The 14,570-nt window shown below is 40.2% G+C and carries 14 protein-coding genes; 9 read left to right on the forward strand and 5 right to left on the reverse strand.

Annotation, left to right across the window (positions count from 1 at the left end):
• The first annotated feature begins 5 nt into the window (after positions 1-5).
• The 3 genes from FDK13_RS11330 (at position 6) to FDK13_RS11340 (ending at position 2,334) form a co-directional block, all read left to right on the forward strand.
• Positions 6-689: an HAD family hydrolase gene (locus tag FDK13_RS11330; protein ID WP_137340090.1), complete on the forward strand. Its 684-nt coding sequence runs from the start codon at positions 6-8 to the stop codon at positions 687-689.
• A 127-nt stretch (positions 690-816) separates the two neighbouring features.
• Positions 817-1,644, forward strand: a complete 828-nt coding sequence (locus tag FDK13_RS11335) for a tetratricopeptide repeat protein (protein WP_137340091.1) — start codon at positions 817-819, stop codon at positions 1,642-1,644.
• A gap of 18 nt (positions 1,645-1,662) precedes the next feature.
• On the forward strand, positions 1,663-2,334 hold the full coding sequence (locus FDK13_RS11340) for a YiaD family glycine zipper/OmpA-like lipoprotein (protein WP_137340092.1): 672 nt from the start codon (positions 1,663-1,665) through the stop codon (positions 2,332-2,334).
• A gap of 147 nt (positions 2,335-2,481) precedes the next feature.
• Here the strand turns inward: FDK13_RS11340 and FDK13_RS11345 are convergent, their stop codons facing one another.
• The 5 genes from FDK13_RS11345 to FDK13_RS11365 all read right to left on the reverse strand — a co-directional run bounded on the left by FDK13_RS11345 (position 2,482) and on the right by FDK13_RS11365 (position 9,996).
• Positions 2,482-3,567 (reverse strand): IS110 family RNA-guided transposase, encoded by a 1,086-nt coding sequence (locus FDK13_RS11345; RefSeq protein ID WP_137340093.1) that lies wholly within the window; start codon positions 3,565-3,567, stop codon positions 2,482-2,484.
• Positions 3,568-3,904: 337 nt separating this feature from the next.
• Complete coding sequence (locus tag FDK13_RS11350; protein ID WP_137340094.1) at positions 3,905-7,024, reverse strand: efflux RND transporter permease subunit; 3,120 nt, start codon at positions 7,022-7,024, stop codon at positions 3,905-3,907.
• A gap of 39 nt (positions 7,025-7,063) precedes the next feature.
• Positions 7,064-8,119, reverse strand: a complete 1,056-nt coding sequence (locus tag FDK13_RS11355) for an efflux RND transporter periplasmic adaptor subunit (protein WP_137340095.1) — start codon at positions 8,117-8,119, stop codon at positions 7,064-7,066.
• 21 nt (positions 8,120-8,140) lie between these two features.
• Positions 8,141-9,469, reverse strand: coding sequence for a TolC family protein (locus FDK13_RS11360; RefSeq protein WP_137340096.1), 1,329 nt, complete (start codon positions 9,467-9,469; stop codon positions 8,141-8,143).
• Between the two features lie 53 nt (positions 9,470-9,522).
• Positions 9,523-9,996: a MarR family winged helix-turn-helix transcriptional regulator gene (locus FDK13_RS11365; RefSeq protein WP_170982782.1), complete on the reverse strand. Its 474-nt coding sequence runs from the start codon at positions 9,994-9,996 to the stop codon at positions 9,523-9,525.
• 260 nt (positions 9,997-10,256) lie between these two features.
• On the opposite strand from FDK13_RS11365, the gene FDK13_RS11370 reads away from it, so the two are divergent.
• The 6 genes from FDK13_RS11370 to FDK13_RS11390 form a co-directional block, all read left to right on the forward strand.
• Positions 10,257-10,787 (forward strand): gluconate 2-dehydrogenase subunit 3 family protein, encoded by a 531-nt coding sequence (locus FDK13_RS11370; RefSeq protein ID WP_137340097.1) that lies wholly within the window; start codon positions 10,257-10,259, stop codon positions 10,785-10,787.
• 39 nt (positions 10,788-10,826) lie between these two features.
• On the forward strand, positions 10,827-12,542 hold the full coding sequence (locus FDK13_RS11375) for a GMC oxidoreductase (RefSeq protein WP_137340098.1): 1,716 nt from the start codon (positions 10,827-10,829) through the stop codon (positions 12,540-12,542).
• A 453-nt stretch (positions 12,543-12,995) separates the two neighbouring features.
• Positions 12,996-13,274, forward strand: a complete 279-nt coding sequence (locus FDK13_RS11380) for a DUF7674 family protein (protein ID WP_137340099.1) — start codon at positions 12,996-12,998, stop codon at positions 13,272-13,274.
• 294 nt (positions 13,275-13,568) lie between these two features.
• Complete coding sequence (locus FDK13_RS36610) at positions 13,569-13,646, forward strand: potassium-transporting ATPase subunit F (RefSeq protein ID WP_137340128.1); 78 nt, start codon at positions 13,569-13,571, stop codon at positions 13,644-13,646.
• Between the two features lie 10 nt (positions 13,647-13,656).
• A complete protein-coding gene (locus FDK13_RS36410) occupies positions 13,657-13,788 on the forward strand; it encodes a hypothetical protein (protein WP_262711817.1) in 132 nt (43 codons plus the stop codon).
• Positions 13,789-13,795: 7 nt separating this feature from the next.
• The coding region (locus FDK13_RS11390; RefSeq protein ID WP_137340100.1) for a potassium-transporting ATPase subunit KdpA at positions 13,796-14,570 on the forward strand (775 nt) is incomplete at its 3' end.

Consider the following 14,570-nt stretch of genomic DNA (forward strand, 5'->3'; position numbering starts at 1 on the left):
AATCAATGGATATAAAAGTAATAGCCTTCGACGCCGACGATACGTTATGGGTAAATGAACCTTATTTCAGAAAAACAGAAGAGCAGTTTTGTGAGCTGTTAAGCGAATATCTCGAACGTCACGCGCTGGAACGTGAATTATTCAAGACCGAAATTGACAATTTGCCTCTTTATGGATATGGCGTGAAAGGTTTTATGCTCTCTATGATAGAAACGGCTTTGAAGATTTCCGACAAAACAATCAGTCTTGAACATATAGAAAAAATCCTTGATTTGGGTAAAAATCTGCTCAACGAACCGATTGATATTCTGGATGGCGTGGAGGAAGTTTTGGAGAAATTGAAAGGGAAATACAAGCTGGTAGTTGCTACCAAAGGTGATTTACTTGACCAGGAAAGAAAACTGAAAAAATCAGGACTGAGCCATTATTTTCATCACATCGAAATCATGTCAGAAAAAGATGATGCCAATTATCTCAAATTGATTAAACATCTGGATATCATGCCGGAAAATCTGCTGATGGTAGGGAATTCTTTGAAATCAGATGTATTGCCGGTTTTGAATATTGGTGGATACGCAGTGCATGTACCTTACCATATTACCTGGGCACATGAACAGATTGAGAACACAATTGAAAGCGAAAAATTCAAAAGTGTTGAGCATATCAGGGAAATTCTGCAAGATCTTTAAGCAAATTAATTATCAGATTTTTGGTTGATTTTTACGATAGGCATTATATTTTAAGACAAGAGTTTTAATACAAAATAACGTTGAGCTATAAGAATCAGAAATCAATAATCAGCTCACTTCATCTTTTATGACAACAAAAATCAAATCGTTTGTTTTGGTTGTGCTGTTAACTCCTTTTTCACTGAGTGCACAACAATTAATTACCATGTCTAACAAATGTTACAAACAGGTTCAGACGGGGAATCAGCAAAATGATCAGGGACAATATCAGGATGCGTTAATTACTTTTACCAAAGTGCTCAAAGATTGTTCTGCAAAGGATGCCAAAGAGCAAGGTAATGTTGGTAAAGCAATCGCTTTCAACGGGTTGAAACAATTTGATAATGCAATTGCTTCTGCGGAAAGCGCGATTAAAGTTAGCAAGCAGACAAATTTAATGGCTTACTATGCAAGAAGTTATGCTTTCAATAATGTTGGAAGAACAGAAGATGCGAAAGCGGATATTGTGAAGATCACGGATCTCACCAAAAGAAATAAAAACGTGAAAGCCAGAGCGACAATGTTTGCTCAATTGTCTCATCTTGATTTTCAGCTGAACAAACTTGCTGAGGCAGATACGAATCTGACTAAGGCGATTGAGCTTGATCCAACAAATCCTGCCTTTTTTGTTCAAAAAGGTGATATGATGATTAAGATCAATAACTATGACGATGCCTTTGAAGCTTACGACAAAGTGCTGGATCTGGGAAAAAATGATCTTGAAATTTATCAGATCAGAACCGAAGCACGGCTGAAACAATTGCAGCAAAAATATGTTACAACGGATATTAAAGAGTTATCGAAACGGATGACAAAACAGGAGAAAAACACTTTGTGCGCAGATATGAAAAAAGCGCTGGATATGGGTTTGCGAAACCTGCGATTAGACTTGTTGTCTGCTTCAATCTGCGAATAAATCATTGCTAAACTAAAAATGAAAATTGTGAAAAGAAATAGCATCGTTATATTATTGTTAGTGTTTGCATTGGGCTGCAAAAGTTTGAATAATACGCAAAAAGGTACCGGTATCGGTGCTGCTGGTGGAGCGGCAGCCGGTGCAGCCATTGGCGGACTTACTGGAAAAAACAGTGTTATCGGTGCATTGATCGGTGCTGCCGTGGGTGGGTCGGCTGGTTATTTTATCGGTAAACATATGGATAAACAAGCGGAAGAGTTGAAACAAGCCATTCCGGATGCGACCGTTGAAAGGGTAGGTGAGGGTATAAACCTGACTTTCAATTCAGGTTTGTTATTTAAAATTAATTCTGCTGATTTAAGCGAAGATGCGAAGCAGGAACTGAAAAAAGTGGGCGGCATTTTAGCGAAGTATAATGATACTCAGATTCTGCTGGAAGGCCATACTGATGATACTGGCTCTGATGATTTGAATATGAAGTTATCAGAACGCCGCGCTGAAGCTGTTTCGTCGTATCTTGAATCAGAGAACATTCCGTCATCGAGACTTAAAACGAAATGGTATGGAGAATCTCAACCTAAATTTCCAAATGATAGTGAAGCAAATCGTGTGAAAAACCGCCGGGTGGAAATAGCAATTTTCGCGGATCAGGATATGAAAAAAGAAGCTGAGAAGGGAGAATTAAAATAAAGGTTTTACGCGAAGCAGGTAAGTAAAAGCGCAAAGATTCTGTGTTAAGATCCAAGCATTTTTTAGATTATTCGTTAAATTTGTGACTTAGGCGGCTTCATGCCAGCCTGTTTAGGGATGGCTCATTTTATGACCGTCCCTAATTTCTTATACGGCCATTTTGTTTATGTTTTCAGGTTGTGTTTGTTCAGGATCGCCTGCCGCAGGATCGCCTGCCAACTGTTTTTTTAGGTATTCTTTGTCGTATTTTTCGTTGTTTTTAAATATTGTATACATCATTTCCAGTAATTTTCTTTGGACTGCCACGACTGCCTTCATTTTAATACCATGCCTGCTAACCAATCTGATAAACAAGCCTTTGAAACGATTATCATATCTGATGGCACACAATGCAGGCATGTGCATTGTTTTTCTCAAATACTTGTTCCCTTTCTTTGATATTTTGCTTTTCCCCCTGACTGATGTCCCCGACTGTTTTTCCTTGACATCCAAGCCTGCATAACTGGTCAGCTGCCGTTTATTACGGATCAAATCAAATCCATTGGTTTCTGCTAAAACGGTGGCCGCTGTCAATAGTCCTACTCCCGGCAAAGAGCAAAGAACATTTACATATCCACTGACTTTTTCGTCTTCCTTTATTAACTCTGAGAGCTCAGCAGTGATCTCCTTTTCCTGTTTGTCCAGGAACACAATTCGTTTATTAATCCGTTGCAGGGATGTTTCATTGGGCTGGGCTTCGCTCAGTTCTGCATGTAAATTGTTTTTAACCATAGTTCTTTCCAGTACAATCTGGTCGCGCTCCCTGGTTAATTGCCTCATTCTTTTATAGATAGGTGTAGGCTTTTTCCATTCGTCCAGGCTGCGTTCCAAGCCGAATTGGGTGATGGCTTCAGAAGAAGTTTTATCCGTTATTGTCTTGATTGTTAAGCTACGCGCATAGTTGCTGATTTTATTGGGCAGTACAATAGAAACTTGCAGACCTTGATCTTTTAAAAAATAAGCCAAAGATTCATGATATACGCCCGTGGCTTCCATCACATAACGAACCGGCAGATCTGGAATAGTCAACTTTTTTATCCACGAGAGAACCAATAAAAAACCTTTGGACGTATTGGCAAAAGTTTTGTTCGCATAAAGCTCCGGTGTCCAGTCATCATGCATCCTGCCCAGACAAACCACGAGCTCTTTTTGGGCAACATCAATACCCAATACTTGTTTGATCACCTTTTTCATACCAATTCATTTTTTTGATGAAAGAATAATAAAGTGAAAAAATCTCTCACGGTTTGGTCTCCTGGCTGGATATTGCGGATATAAAGCCTTGCCTTATTCCTTACATTCTGTTCAAACTCGAAGAGATAAAAAAGAGCGGGGCAATTTCTTTGCGAGAGCATACTAAAAAGTTGCTTGACCGCTAATGTGCTCCCGCTCTTTTTCACTTTACACAATCAAATTTATTGGTATCTTAACATATTCTCAAAGAACTTTTTATTCTTTACAAACATAGGAGGGCGCAGAGTTAAACTTTGCGGTCTTTGCGTTTTTAGCTTTGTAACTTTGCGTGAAACCTTTACCCGACACTCACTTCATACGGCGGTACAACTTCCGGCTTTTTCTTCTCAAAACGCGCCTTAATTCTATCCACAACCAGATAAGCCGAAGGTACCAGCAGCAAAGTCAGAATCAAAGAACTTGACAACCCGCCGATAATCACCCAGGCCATACCATTTTTAGTTTCAGCACCCGCTCCACTTGCCATCGCAATTGGAAGCATACCAAAAACCATTGCCAGCGTAGTCATTAAAATTGGCCGAAGACGTTCTTTCCCGGCTTCAACCAAAGCATCCACCACCTCATGTCCCTGTTCTTTTAAATGATTGGTAAAATCGACAATCAAAATCGCATTTTTAGCAACCAGACCGAGAAGCATGATCATCCCTACAATTGCAAAAACCGTTAAACTTTCCATAGTTAACGCCAGTGCTAAAAGTGCTCCGATTAACGCGACCGGAATTGAAAATAATACCACAAAAGGATAAACGACACTTTCGTAAAGTCCAACCATGATAAAATAAACGAGCAAAATCGCAATCACAAGCGCAAGTCCAAGACTTCCAAAGGCATCGCCCTGCTGCTGCATCTGACCCAGATACTGAATAGTAATCCCGTTAGGAAATTTCAAATTTGTCACTTTTGCCTTAATATCAGCACCAACCGTTCCCACCGGACGACCTACAACCTGCGCATTTACAGAAATGGAAGATAGTCTGTCAATTCGTTGTAAAACACTTTCACCGATTTGTTCTTCAACAGAAGCAAATTGGGATAGTTGAAAAGATTGTCCCTGATTATTCACAAAAAGCAGCTGACGAATATCCGAAGCATTGGTACGGTCAAATTGATCCAGACTTACCAGGATATCATATTCTTTTCCATTTTGTTTGAATTTTGAACGGTCATCACCACGGAAACCGTTTTGTAAAGCAACACCAACTTCTGCGGCATTGATACCAAGTTGCGCCATACGGTCTCGATCCAGAATCACCTTTACCTCTGGCTTCGGATCCTGTACGGAATATTTTACATCCTGAGTTCCCGGAATGGATTCTGTTACTTTTTTCACCATCGCAGATGCTTTTCTGATCGAATCAAGATTTGTCCCTTTTACGGCAATTTGTATAGGTGCCTCAGACGTCCCTACCAAACCGGTTGGACTAACCGTCACTTTTGTTCCAGGAATTTTTGCGATCTCTGTTTTCACCACAACACTAAAATCTTCGGTCGAAACAATTCTATTCTTTTTATCAATCAGCTTGACATTCAAAGTTGATAAATTACTGTTGGACGAAGACGTAAGGTTATTGCTGCTATATCCGATATTGCTGAAAACGTTCGTTACTTCCGGATGTTTCAACAGCATTTGCTCTGCGATCTGAGTGACTTTATTACTTTCATAAATCGAAGCCGTAGGGGCAAGTTCAATTTGAACCGTAAACTCTCCCTGGTCACTTGCCGGCATAAAAGCAGCACCGATAAATCCTGTCGGAACTAATGCAATTGCACCGATCAGCAAAGCCAGGACGCCAAGAAATACATATCTTTTATGACTCAAAACTTTCAAAAGAATCCGGCCATAAGCATTTTGCAGACGTGTCAGAAGATTTTCAAAACCAATATTCAATCTACCCCAAAGAGAAGTTTTGCTTAATACTTCCAGTTTCCCAAACCTTGAAACCAAAAGTGGCGTAAGGGTGAAGGAAACAAACAAACTCATCAAAGTAGAGAACACGACAACAAGAGAAAATTCACGAAGAATATTACCAATCAGTCCGCCCGTCATCGCCAAAGGAATAAAAACTACAACGTCTACAAGCGTAATCGCAAGGGCAGTAAAACCAATTTCGCTTCGTCCGTCAAGAGCAGCCTGCCAGCGGCTTTTTCCCATTTCAAGGTGTCTGTTGATATTTTCCAATACCACAATCGAGTCATCTACTAAAATCCCAACGACCAGAGAAAGTGCCATCAGCGTCATCAGGTTCAAGGAAAATCCTAACAAATACATCAAAATAAATGTAGGGATGATGGAAGAAGGCAGGGCAACCAAAACAAAAAGTGATGACCGGAAACTATGTAAAAACAAAAGCATAACGACCGAAACAATCGCAACGGCAAGGAATAAATCTTCAACAACTGCATTTGCCGAAGCCAGTGTGTAAGTAGACTGATCCGCCGCGATGTTAAATTTTAGTCCGGTTGAAGCGTATTGTTTTTCAAGGGAAATAATTTTTGCTTTCACCTGCTTGCTAACTTCTACAGCGTTCGCATCCGATTGTTTCAAAACCTGTAAACCTATTGAAGGTCTCGCATTGATATGGTTAATAGCCGTAGGTTTCGAGGTAGCATCTACAACTTCGGCTACATCTTTTAGCAGCACTTCACCACCGTCCGATGTTCTGGAAACCACCAGATTTCTAAACCCGTCAGTATTGGCAACCGAAGCATCAAAACGAATGGATAACTGTGATTCTCTTGTTTCAAGCTGTCCTGCCGGATAACTGGTGTTTGCATTATTAATAGCCCCAGCAATTTGCCCGATTGAAAGATTATAAGCTCTCAATTTCTGAGCATCAACATTAATCTGAATTTCTCTTTGATTTCCTCCAATCAAATCGATCCGTCCGACACCGGCAGCATTTGAAAGCTGTGGTTTAAGTTCATCATCAATCAGATCGTAAAGTTTGGCCGGAGAAATGTTCGCAGTTACACCCATCCGCAGAACCGGAAGTTCGTCCGTCGAGAATTTGTTAATCGTAGGACGATCTGCTTCATCAGGCAGCAGATTGATAATCTGCTCCACTTTTCGTTGCGCATCCTGTTGTGCAAGTGTTACGTCTACACCATTTTTTAGCTGGATAACCACGATAGAAGCACCTTCCTGAGATGTGGAATTAATGCGGTCTAATCCTTCGATGGAAGCCAATGCATCTTCAATTCTTTTCGTAACATTTGTTTCAACTTCATCCGCAGAAGCTCCACGATACGTTGTTGAAACACTGATCACATTTGCCTCAAATTTGGGCAAAAGATTATAGGAGAGCTGCTGGTAACTGATCACACCGAAAAGAATTAAAACGGTGAAAACGGTAGTAATCAACAGCGGTCTTTTAACTGATAATTCGGTTATAGACATAGTTGTATGTTTTAAAGATTTCCGAAATATACTTCCGGCCTATTTTGAGATCTGAACAGGTTTTCCGTCCGTAAGATTTAACTGCCCTGTTGTTACAACCTGATCGCCTGGCAACAATCCGCCGCGTACTTCAATAAGATCTCCCAATTCGCGTCCAACGGTAATTTTGCGCTGTTGTGCCACATTATTGTTAACCACATAGACGTAAGGATTTTTAATACTTTCAACCAAAGCAATACGAGGAATCTGTAAAGATTTTTCCTTTGATTTTTGGGAAAAATCGACATTAACAAACGTTCCGGCTTTGAGCGGGCCTGCGTTAATTACAGTAATTTCGACCTGATAACTATGCTCCTCATTACCTCTTGGCGCTATATAAGAAATTTGTCCGGGATAGATTTTACCTGAAAGCACATCCGCACTAACCTTCACTTTTTGTCCTTCATGAAGCTGGTAAACATCTTTTTCATTGACCATCACTTGTACTTTCAATCTTGACACATCCAGAATTGTACCCAAAACGGTACCTGCATTCACAAATTCACCTACCTCAATATCTTTTTTCACAATTCTTCCGCTTATCGGCGATTTTACCGTTGCATCCTGAATTTGCTTTGTGATTTGTTCCGCTTTATTGACAGCATTTTCGTAATCATATTTTGTCTGGTTCAGCTGTAATTCGGTCGTGGCGTTTCCGGCATAGAGCGTGTTATAACGTGTTACGTCTTTTTTCAGTTTGTCAATATTAAGCTGGGTCGCCTGCAAAGCGAGCTGATTCAATTTATTGTCAATCTGAATCAGCGTAGAACCTTTTGAAACCTGAGTTCCGAGATCAAAATTTACATTTAAGACCTGTCCCTGACTGGTGGCCATGATGGAAGTTTCACGGAAAGGGATCAAATTCCCGGTTTTAAGGAGCATTTGGCTAACTGTATCTTCACTTACCGAAATGACGGTTACCGGAATCGGAGCATTAGAAGCTGTGACTGGCTTATTCTTTTCATCAATAGTTTTCTTATTGGAAACCAGCCGGGCGCCTATTAAAACCACAATGGCCAGGACAGCTAGTGTTATGATTAATGTTGTTTTTTTCATTGCCTTATACTATTTGTAATGTCAAAGTTGATTAAAGAAAGGTAGTAACGTGCCTTGCGCCTGTTCAAGATCAAGCTTGGCCTGATAGAAATTTATCAGCGAATTCACATAATCCGTTTGCGCCTGGCGGTAAGAATTTTCAGCGTTGATCAGATCCGTCAATGGCGCTGTTCCCTGCTTATATTGAAGCGTTGTCATGTCATAGACTTTTCTCGCCAGTTTCACATTCCGGTCGTCATTTTCTACATTGATTTGAGATTGCTGAATCTGTGACTGGGAATTGTTGAAGGCTAAGCGGTAAGATTGCACGTTCATCTTTTGTTGCTCTTCCTGGGTCACGACTTTTATTTTTGCCTGTTGAATTTGTGCACTTCTGTTAAAACCATCAAAAATTGGAATATTGAGTTTCAACCCGATCGTACTGAATCCATTGAAGTTTTTGAATGCATTACCAAATTCATTGGTCAAAGCCAATTGACCATACCGGGCATTAAAACTTAGTCGTGGCAAGTATCCGGCCGTTATTCTTTCCTGATCCAGACGGTTCAGCGTCAGTTCATTTTCGTTCAGCTGATAGCTTGTAAGGTTTTTAGCATCAAACTGGCTCTGCTCAATTCCTGGAAGCTGGGTTAGCAGAATTGAATCTCCCAGGACCAAGTTCTGATCCTGATCAAGTCCCATTTGGTATTTCAACCGGTTCATTGCCAGCGTTACATTTGTTTTTGCAAGCAATAGTTGCGACTTGTTGCTGTTATAAGTAACGTCCGTCCGGTCATAATCAACTGGTTGAATTACACCATTATCACGCTGTAATTTCAGAATATTCAGCACTTGCTGAGTTTTTTCCAAATTATCCTGTAAAAGTGAGATTTGCTGCTGAGAGACAAAAACCTGATAATAATTCTTTGAAACCTGATAGATGATTTCCTCCTGCGTTTGCCTTTCGTTAAGCGCTGCACGCTGCTGGTTCGGTTTATTTGCCTTGATACCAGTCAATAATGACTGATCAAAAATAACCTGCTCCGCAGAGGCAGAAAAATTAGTTTGATACTTTGTACCAAAAGCAACCCTTGTAGGTTCCGGGCCTAAAATCCCTGCGGGTAAAGTAGTCATCTGCAATTTCAGGTTATCATCCAAAGTTCCTGTACCCGAAATCTGAGGCAGATAACCCGCCAAAGCCTGGCGTGACTGCTGCCGTGCATTCTCTTTTTGGTATTGTGCAATTCTTACAGTCCCGAAATGTTTGAGTCCATAATCGATGCAATCCTTTAATGACCAGGCGGTCTGTGCTTGCGTGAGTGAGGGCAGGGCAAGCATTACAAACAGTTTTAAAAAAAATCTTTTTTTCATGCGAATAGGTTGATGTGTCTACTGTGGATATATCAACTATATATCCAAATTTTTTACTCTTTCATTACTTTTGAAATCTTTCTGACAATGGAGATCAAAGAATCAATTTCATCCTGACTGATTGAAGCAGTCATTCGTCTGTCAATATCCTCGATCGATTCCATCATTCTTGTCACGACCAATTTTCCGGCTGGTGTTAATTCAATCAGGTTTTTTCGACGATCATTTGAGTCACCAACAATCCTGACATAACCATCTCGGGAAAGTGTTTGAACCGAGCGTTGTATGCCTCCTTTATCCTTCTGGGTGAAGTTTGCGATTTCCTGTTGTGATGGTGAATTCCCTTCGCGCAGGTAAACAACGAATAATATCTGAAGCTGTTCAACCTGCAAAGTATAGCCCATTTTGGCCAGTTCCTTGTTGGTATTCCTGCCTACAAGATGCGCAACCGTGATAATGTTGAATAACATCATTTTGCTCAGACGCTCATAGTTAGCTTTATTGAGTTCCTTAACTTCTATATCCATGATACAAAGGTAAAATAGGTAGACATATCAACCAAATATTTCAAAAAATAAAAATGTAATTTTTTTTTTTGTTTGAAAAAATATACTTAAACACTGATAATATTGAAAAAAATATGGAAAAATAAGTTCGGAAAACTGAAAATGTTAAAGTTAAATCGTAATATTTAATTATCTTTCGAAGTTGATCAAAACTTGAATTTCGTTGAATCAAAGCTTTGAGATACCAATCCTGAATCAATTATTAACCATTTTCTTTTGAGATGAATCGTAGAGAAGCCGTTCAAAAATTAACCCTTCTGATGGGAGGCGTTATTTCTGCACCTTTAATGGCTGGTGTAATGGGAGAGAAGCTGAACTTCGGCCCATCTGTTGAAGTTTCAGCCGAGCAGGAAGCATTGCTTGCTGAAATTGCCGACATAATCATTCCGACGACGAAAACACCTGGCGCAAAAGCTGCCGGAGCTGAAAAGTTTATCACACGTGTGATGCGAGACTGTTATGTAAAAGATGAACAGGATAAGTTTTATGCCGGTGTGGAAAGGTTGAATAAAGACAGCAACGATGTCTACGGAAAGGGGTTTGTAGCACTCGATACTGCTCAGAAAAATGAGATTATAAAGCGTAGTACCACAGCTGACAAGCCTTTTTTCTTACAAATGAAAGGACTTACAGTGACTGCTTATTTCACATCCGAAACCGGAGCGACGCAAGCATTGGATTATCTGCCAATTCCTGGTCGGTTTGAAGGTTCTTATCCGATGAAAGAAGGACAAAAAACCTGGGCACTTTAAGATCTTAACCTTTCTAAATTTATTAAAAGTATTATCACCATGGCGAATTTAAACGTTGATGCAATAAAAGATATGACCTACGATGCCATCGTAATCGGTTCCGGAGTATCGGGCGGTTGGGCAGCGAAGGAATTGACAGAAAAAGGGTTGAGAGTATTGATGCTGGAAAAGGGGAAACCACTTGAACACGTCACCGGTTACGAAAATGCTTTGAAAGCACCTTGGGAAACGGAATATAATGGTCGCCTGACGGTAAAACAAAAAGAAACGCATCCGTTTCTTTCCCGGGATTATCCTTATAATGAGATGACCGAAAAGTACTGGATGAACGATTCTGATTCGCCATATGAAGAAAGGAAAAGATTCGACTGGTTCAGACCAAATATTGTTGGCGGAAAATCGATTATGTGGGGCCGTCAGTCTTACCGATGGAGTGATCTGGATTTTGAAGGAAATTTGAAAGATGGAATTGCGGTTGACTGGCCTATCCGTTATAAAGATGTTGCGCCGTGGTATTCTTATGTTGAAAAACATGTTGGTATTTCTGGTGAAAAATTAGGTTTGCCACAACTTCCGGATAGTGATTTTCTTCCGCCTATGGAAATGTATCATGTTGAAAAAGAAGTTCGTAAGAGACTGGAAAAACAATTCCCTGGTCGTACGATGACGATTGGACGTGTTGCAAACCTTTCACAGCCAGACAAAATCCAGCTGGAAGGTGGCCGTTCTCCATGTCAATATCGTAACCGTTGCTCTTATGGTTGTCCATATGGAGCTTATTTCAGTACGCAATCAAGTACATTACCGCCGGCTGTGAAAACGGGACTTTTGACACTTCGTCCTGATTCTGTGGTGAGAGAAATTGTTTACGATAAAGTAAAACAAAAAGCGACAGGTGTGAAGGTTACGGATTCTGTGACTTTGCAGGAACGTGAATATTTTGCCAAAATAATTTTTGTCTGTGCAAGTGCAATCGGTACTTCATTGGTTTTGTTAAATTCAACATCTGATCGTTTTCCAAATGGTTTGGGTAATGATTCAGGTGAGCTGGGTCATAACCTGATGGATCACCATTTCCGTACGGGCGCCAGTGGTGTTTGGGAAGGTGATTTGGATAAATATTATTTCGGTCGCCGTGCAAATGGAATTTATGTGCCTCGTTATCAAAATATTGGTTCTGACAAACGTGATTATATTCGCGGATTTGGTTACCAGGGTGGCGGCGGTCGTCAGGGATGGCAGCGCAATGTGGCAGAACTTGCTTTCGGTGCAGATTTCAAAGAAGAATTAACAACACCAGGTCAGTGGACCATGGGTTTTGGTGGATTTGGTGAAACATTGCCTTACCACGAAAACCGGATGTATCTGAACAAAGAAAAGAAAGATAAATGGGGTATGCCTACGGTTGTTTTTGATGCAGAATTACGTGAAAATGAAATGAAAATGCGTAAGGACATGATGAACGATGCGGCCGAAATGCTTGAAAAATCTGGTGTTAAAAATGTGAAAACACATGACAACGGATCTTATCTTGGTATGGCAATCCACGAAATGGGAACGGCTCGCATGGGTCGTGATCCGAAAACTTCTGTTTTGAACGGAAATAACCAGATGCACGCTGTGAAAAATGTGTTCGTTACGGATGGGGCGGCAATGGTTTCGGCAAGTTGTGTTAATCCATCATTGACTTACATGGCGCTTACGGCAAGAGCTGCGGATTTTGCTGTTAAGGAATTGAAAAAGAAGAATATTTAATAGTTTAGAAAAGATCATTTTCTTCCGCCAATCGAAATTTTTTGAATTTTGGTTGGCGGATTTTTTTGTCGCGTTATCCTCGCCCGTTCGTTTCCCAGGGTTGAAACCCTGCGCTACAATGTCGGCCGTGCCTACGGCATTTGTTGGTTGGATTTGATGAATTAATTCCGCGGTTGTAATGACGGGCCAGATCGCGGGCATTCGTACGGAATTTGAAATTTCCAATTAAAAAATGCCGTAGGCACGGCCGACATTGTAGCGCCGGAATTTATTCCGGGGTGGATTGATTCACGAATCTTCCAAATTGATAAAATCAGATCAAAATTATACGCCATTATTCGGCTTCATAACAATTATATATTTTTAAATAATTGTTATACAATAAATTAACCCTAAAATAAAAATTGTGGTTTGTTTTTGGTATCCACCTTTTCATATCAATTTACAAAAACGATGAAAAGGAAAATAACAAGGGGAATTTACAAACAGATGCAAAAATTTGCTGACATCACCCAAACCATGATTGTAAGAGGTAATATGTCACGCGCGAAAAAATGCTTCGCCATCGCTGAAAGTCTTTTTATCAACGGAAACAAAGAAACCAAAACTGCGATTTCAAACGTCTACCTATATTCTGTTTCCGGCATGTTGGAATTGAAACATTTCAACACCGAAAAAATTCTTCCAAATGCCTTGAAAAAGGAATACATCAAACAAATCAACGCATTCTAGGTCATGGAAAAGCTTGAAACGCTACTTCACTTTAAACCTTTCATTCTGATAAAATCCTATCATTTTGAGTTGCTTTTATCAGGGTTTAGATTGATGTTTATGTTGTTATTTTTCTGATTTATAGGTAGTTAAATAATTTAAACTTCATTCGGAATAAGTTTGGTATTAGTACAAGCAAAACGCAATTACTCAAATAAATTTAAATTTTATGATCACAATCCTCTTATTATCTGCCGGAATTTTATGTTTCGCGCTTTTCTACAAAACAGTAAACTTCTTTGAAAATATCTAATCATGGCAGCGCTCTTTATAGTCTCAATATGTGTGTTTGGTTACATCTGTTATGTTTTGATCAAACCTGAAAAGTTCTGATCCCAAAGTCATGGAAACGCACGGTAAAGACAACAAAAGCAAATCAGGGCTGTGGGAGGTTCTCACCATTGTTTTTGTATGGCTGGTTGTTTTATCGATGGTTTACATCATTTTCTGGAAAGCGAAATCGAATTTAAATTAATAAAAAAATGAACACTGAATTATTTGGAATCATTGCCATGTTTGTCCTGACGATTGCCTTTGCAATACCGCTGGGCAGGTACATAGCAAAAGTTTACGCAGGCGAAAAAACCTCCTTCGATCCTGTTTTTAACCCTATCGAAAAGTTGTTTTTCAAAATCAGCGGTATTGACCCAAAGGCCGAAATGAACTGGAAACAACATATGTTTTCGCTGATCACCATCAACATGGTCTGGTTTGTGCTGGGCATGTTTGTATTAATGAACCAGGGCTGGCTGCCGCTAAATCCTGATGGAAACCCCGGTCAAACGGCTGATCTGGCCTTTAATACCAGTATTTCCTTTGTCGTAAACTGTAACCTGCAGCATTACTCCGGCGAATCCGGGCTTAGTTATCTGTCTCAACTATTTCTGATGTTCCTTCACTTTGTAACAGCGGGAACAGGTATGGCCGCAGCAGCTGTTTTGTTTATGGCCTTGCGCGAACGCACAACGGACAAACTGGGTAACTTCTACAATTTGATGGTTAAATCCTGTACAAGAATCCTGCTTCCACTTTCTATTCTTGTTGCTGCTATTCTGGCTTTCAACGGAACGCCGATGACGTTTGAAGGAAAAGATACGATCGTCAACATGCAGGGAGATACCGTTCAGGTTTCCACAGGCCCGGTTGCAGCATTTGTTGCGATTAAACATTTGGGTACCAACGGCGGCGGGTATTACGGGGCCAACTCTGCGCACCCGCTTGAAAACCCTAATTATCTGACTAACATCGTTGAAATGA

The sequence above is a fragment of the Dyadobacter frigoris genome, from assembly GCF_005280585.1.
Classification (GTDB): Bacteria; Bacteroidota; Bacteroidia; order Cytophagales; family Spirosomataceae; genus Dyadobacter; species Dyadobacter frigoris.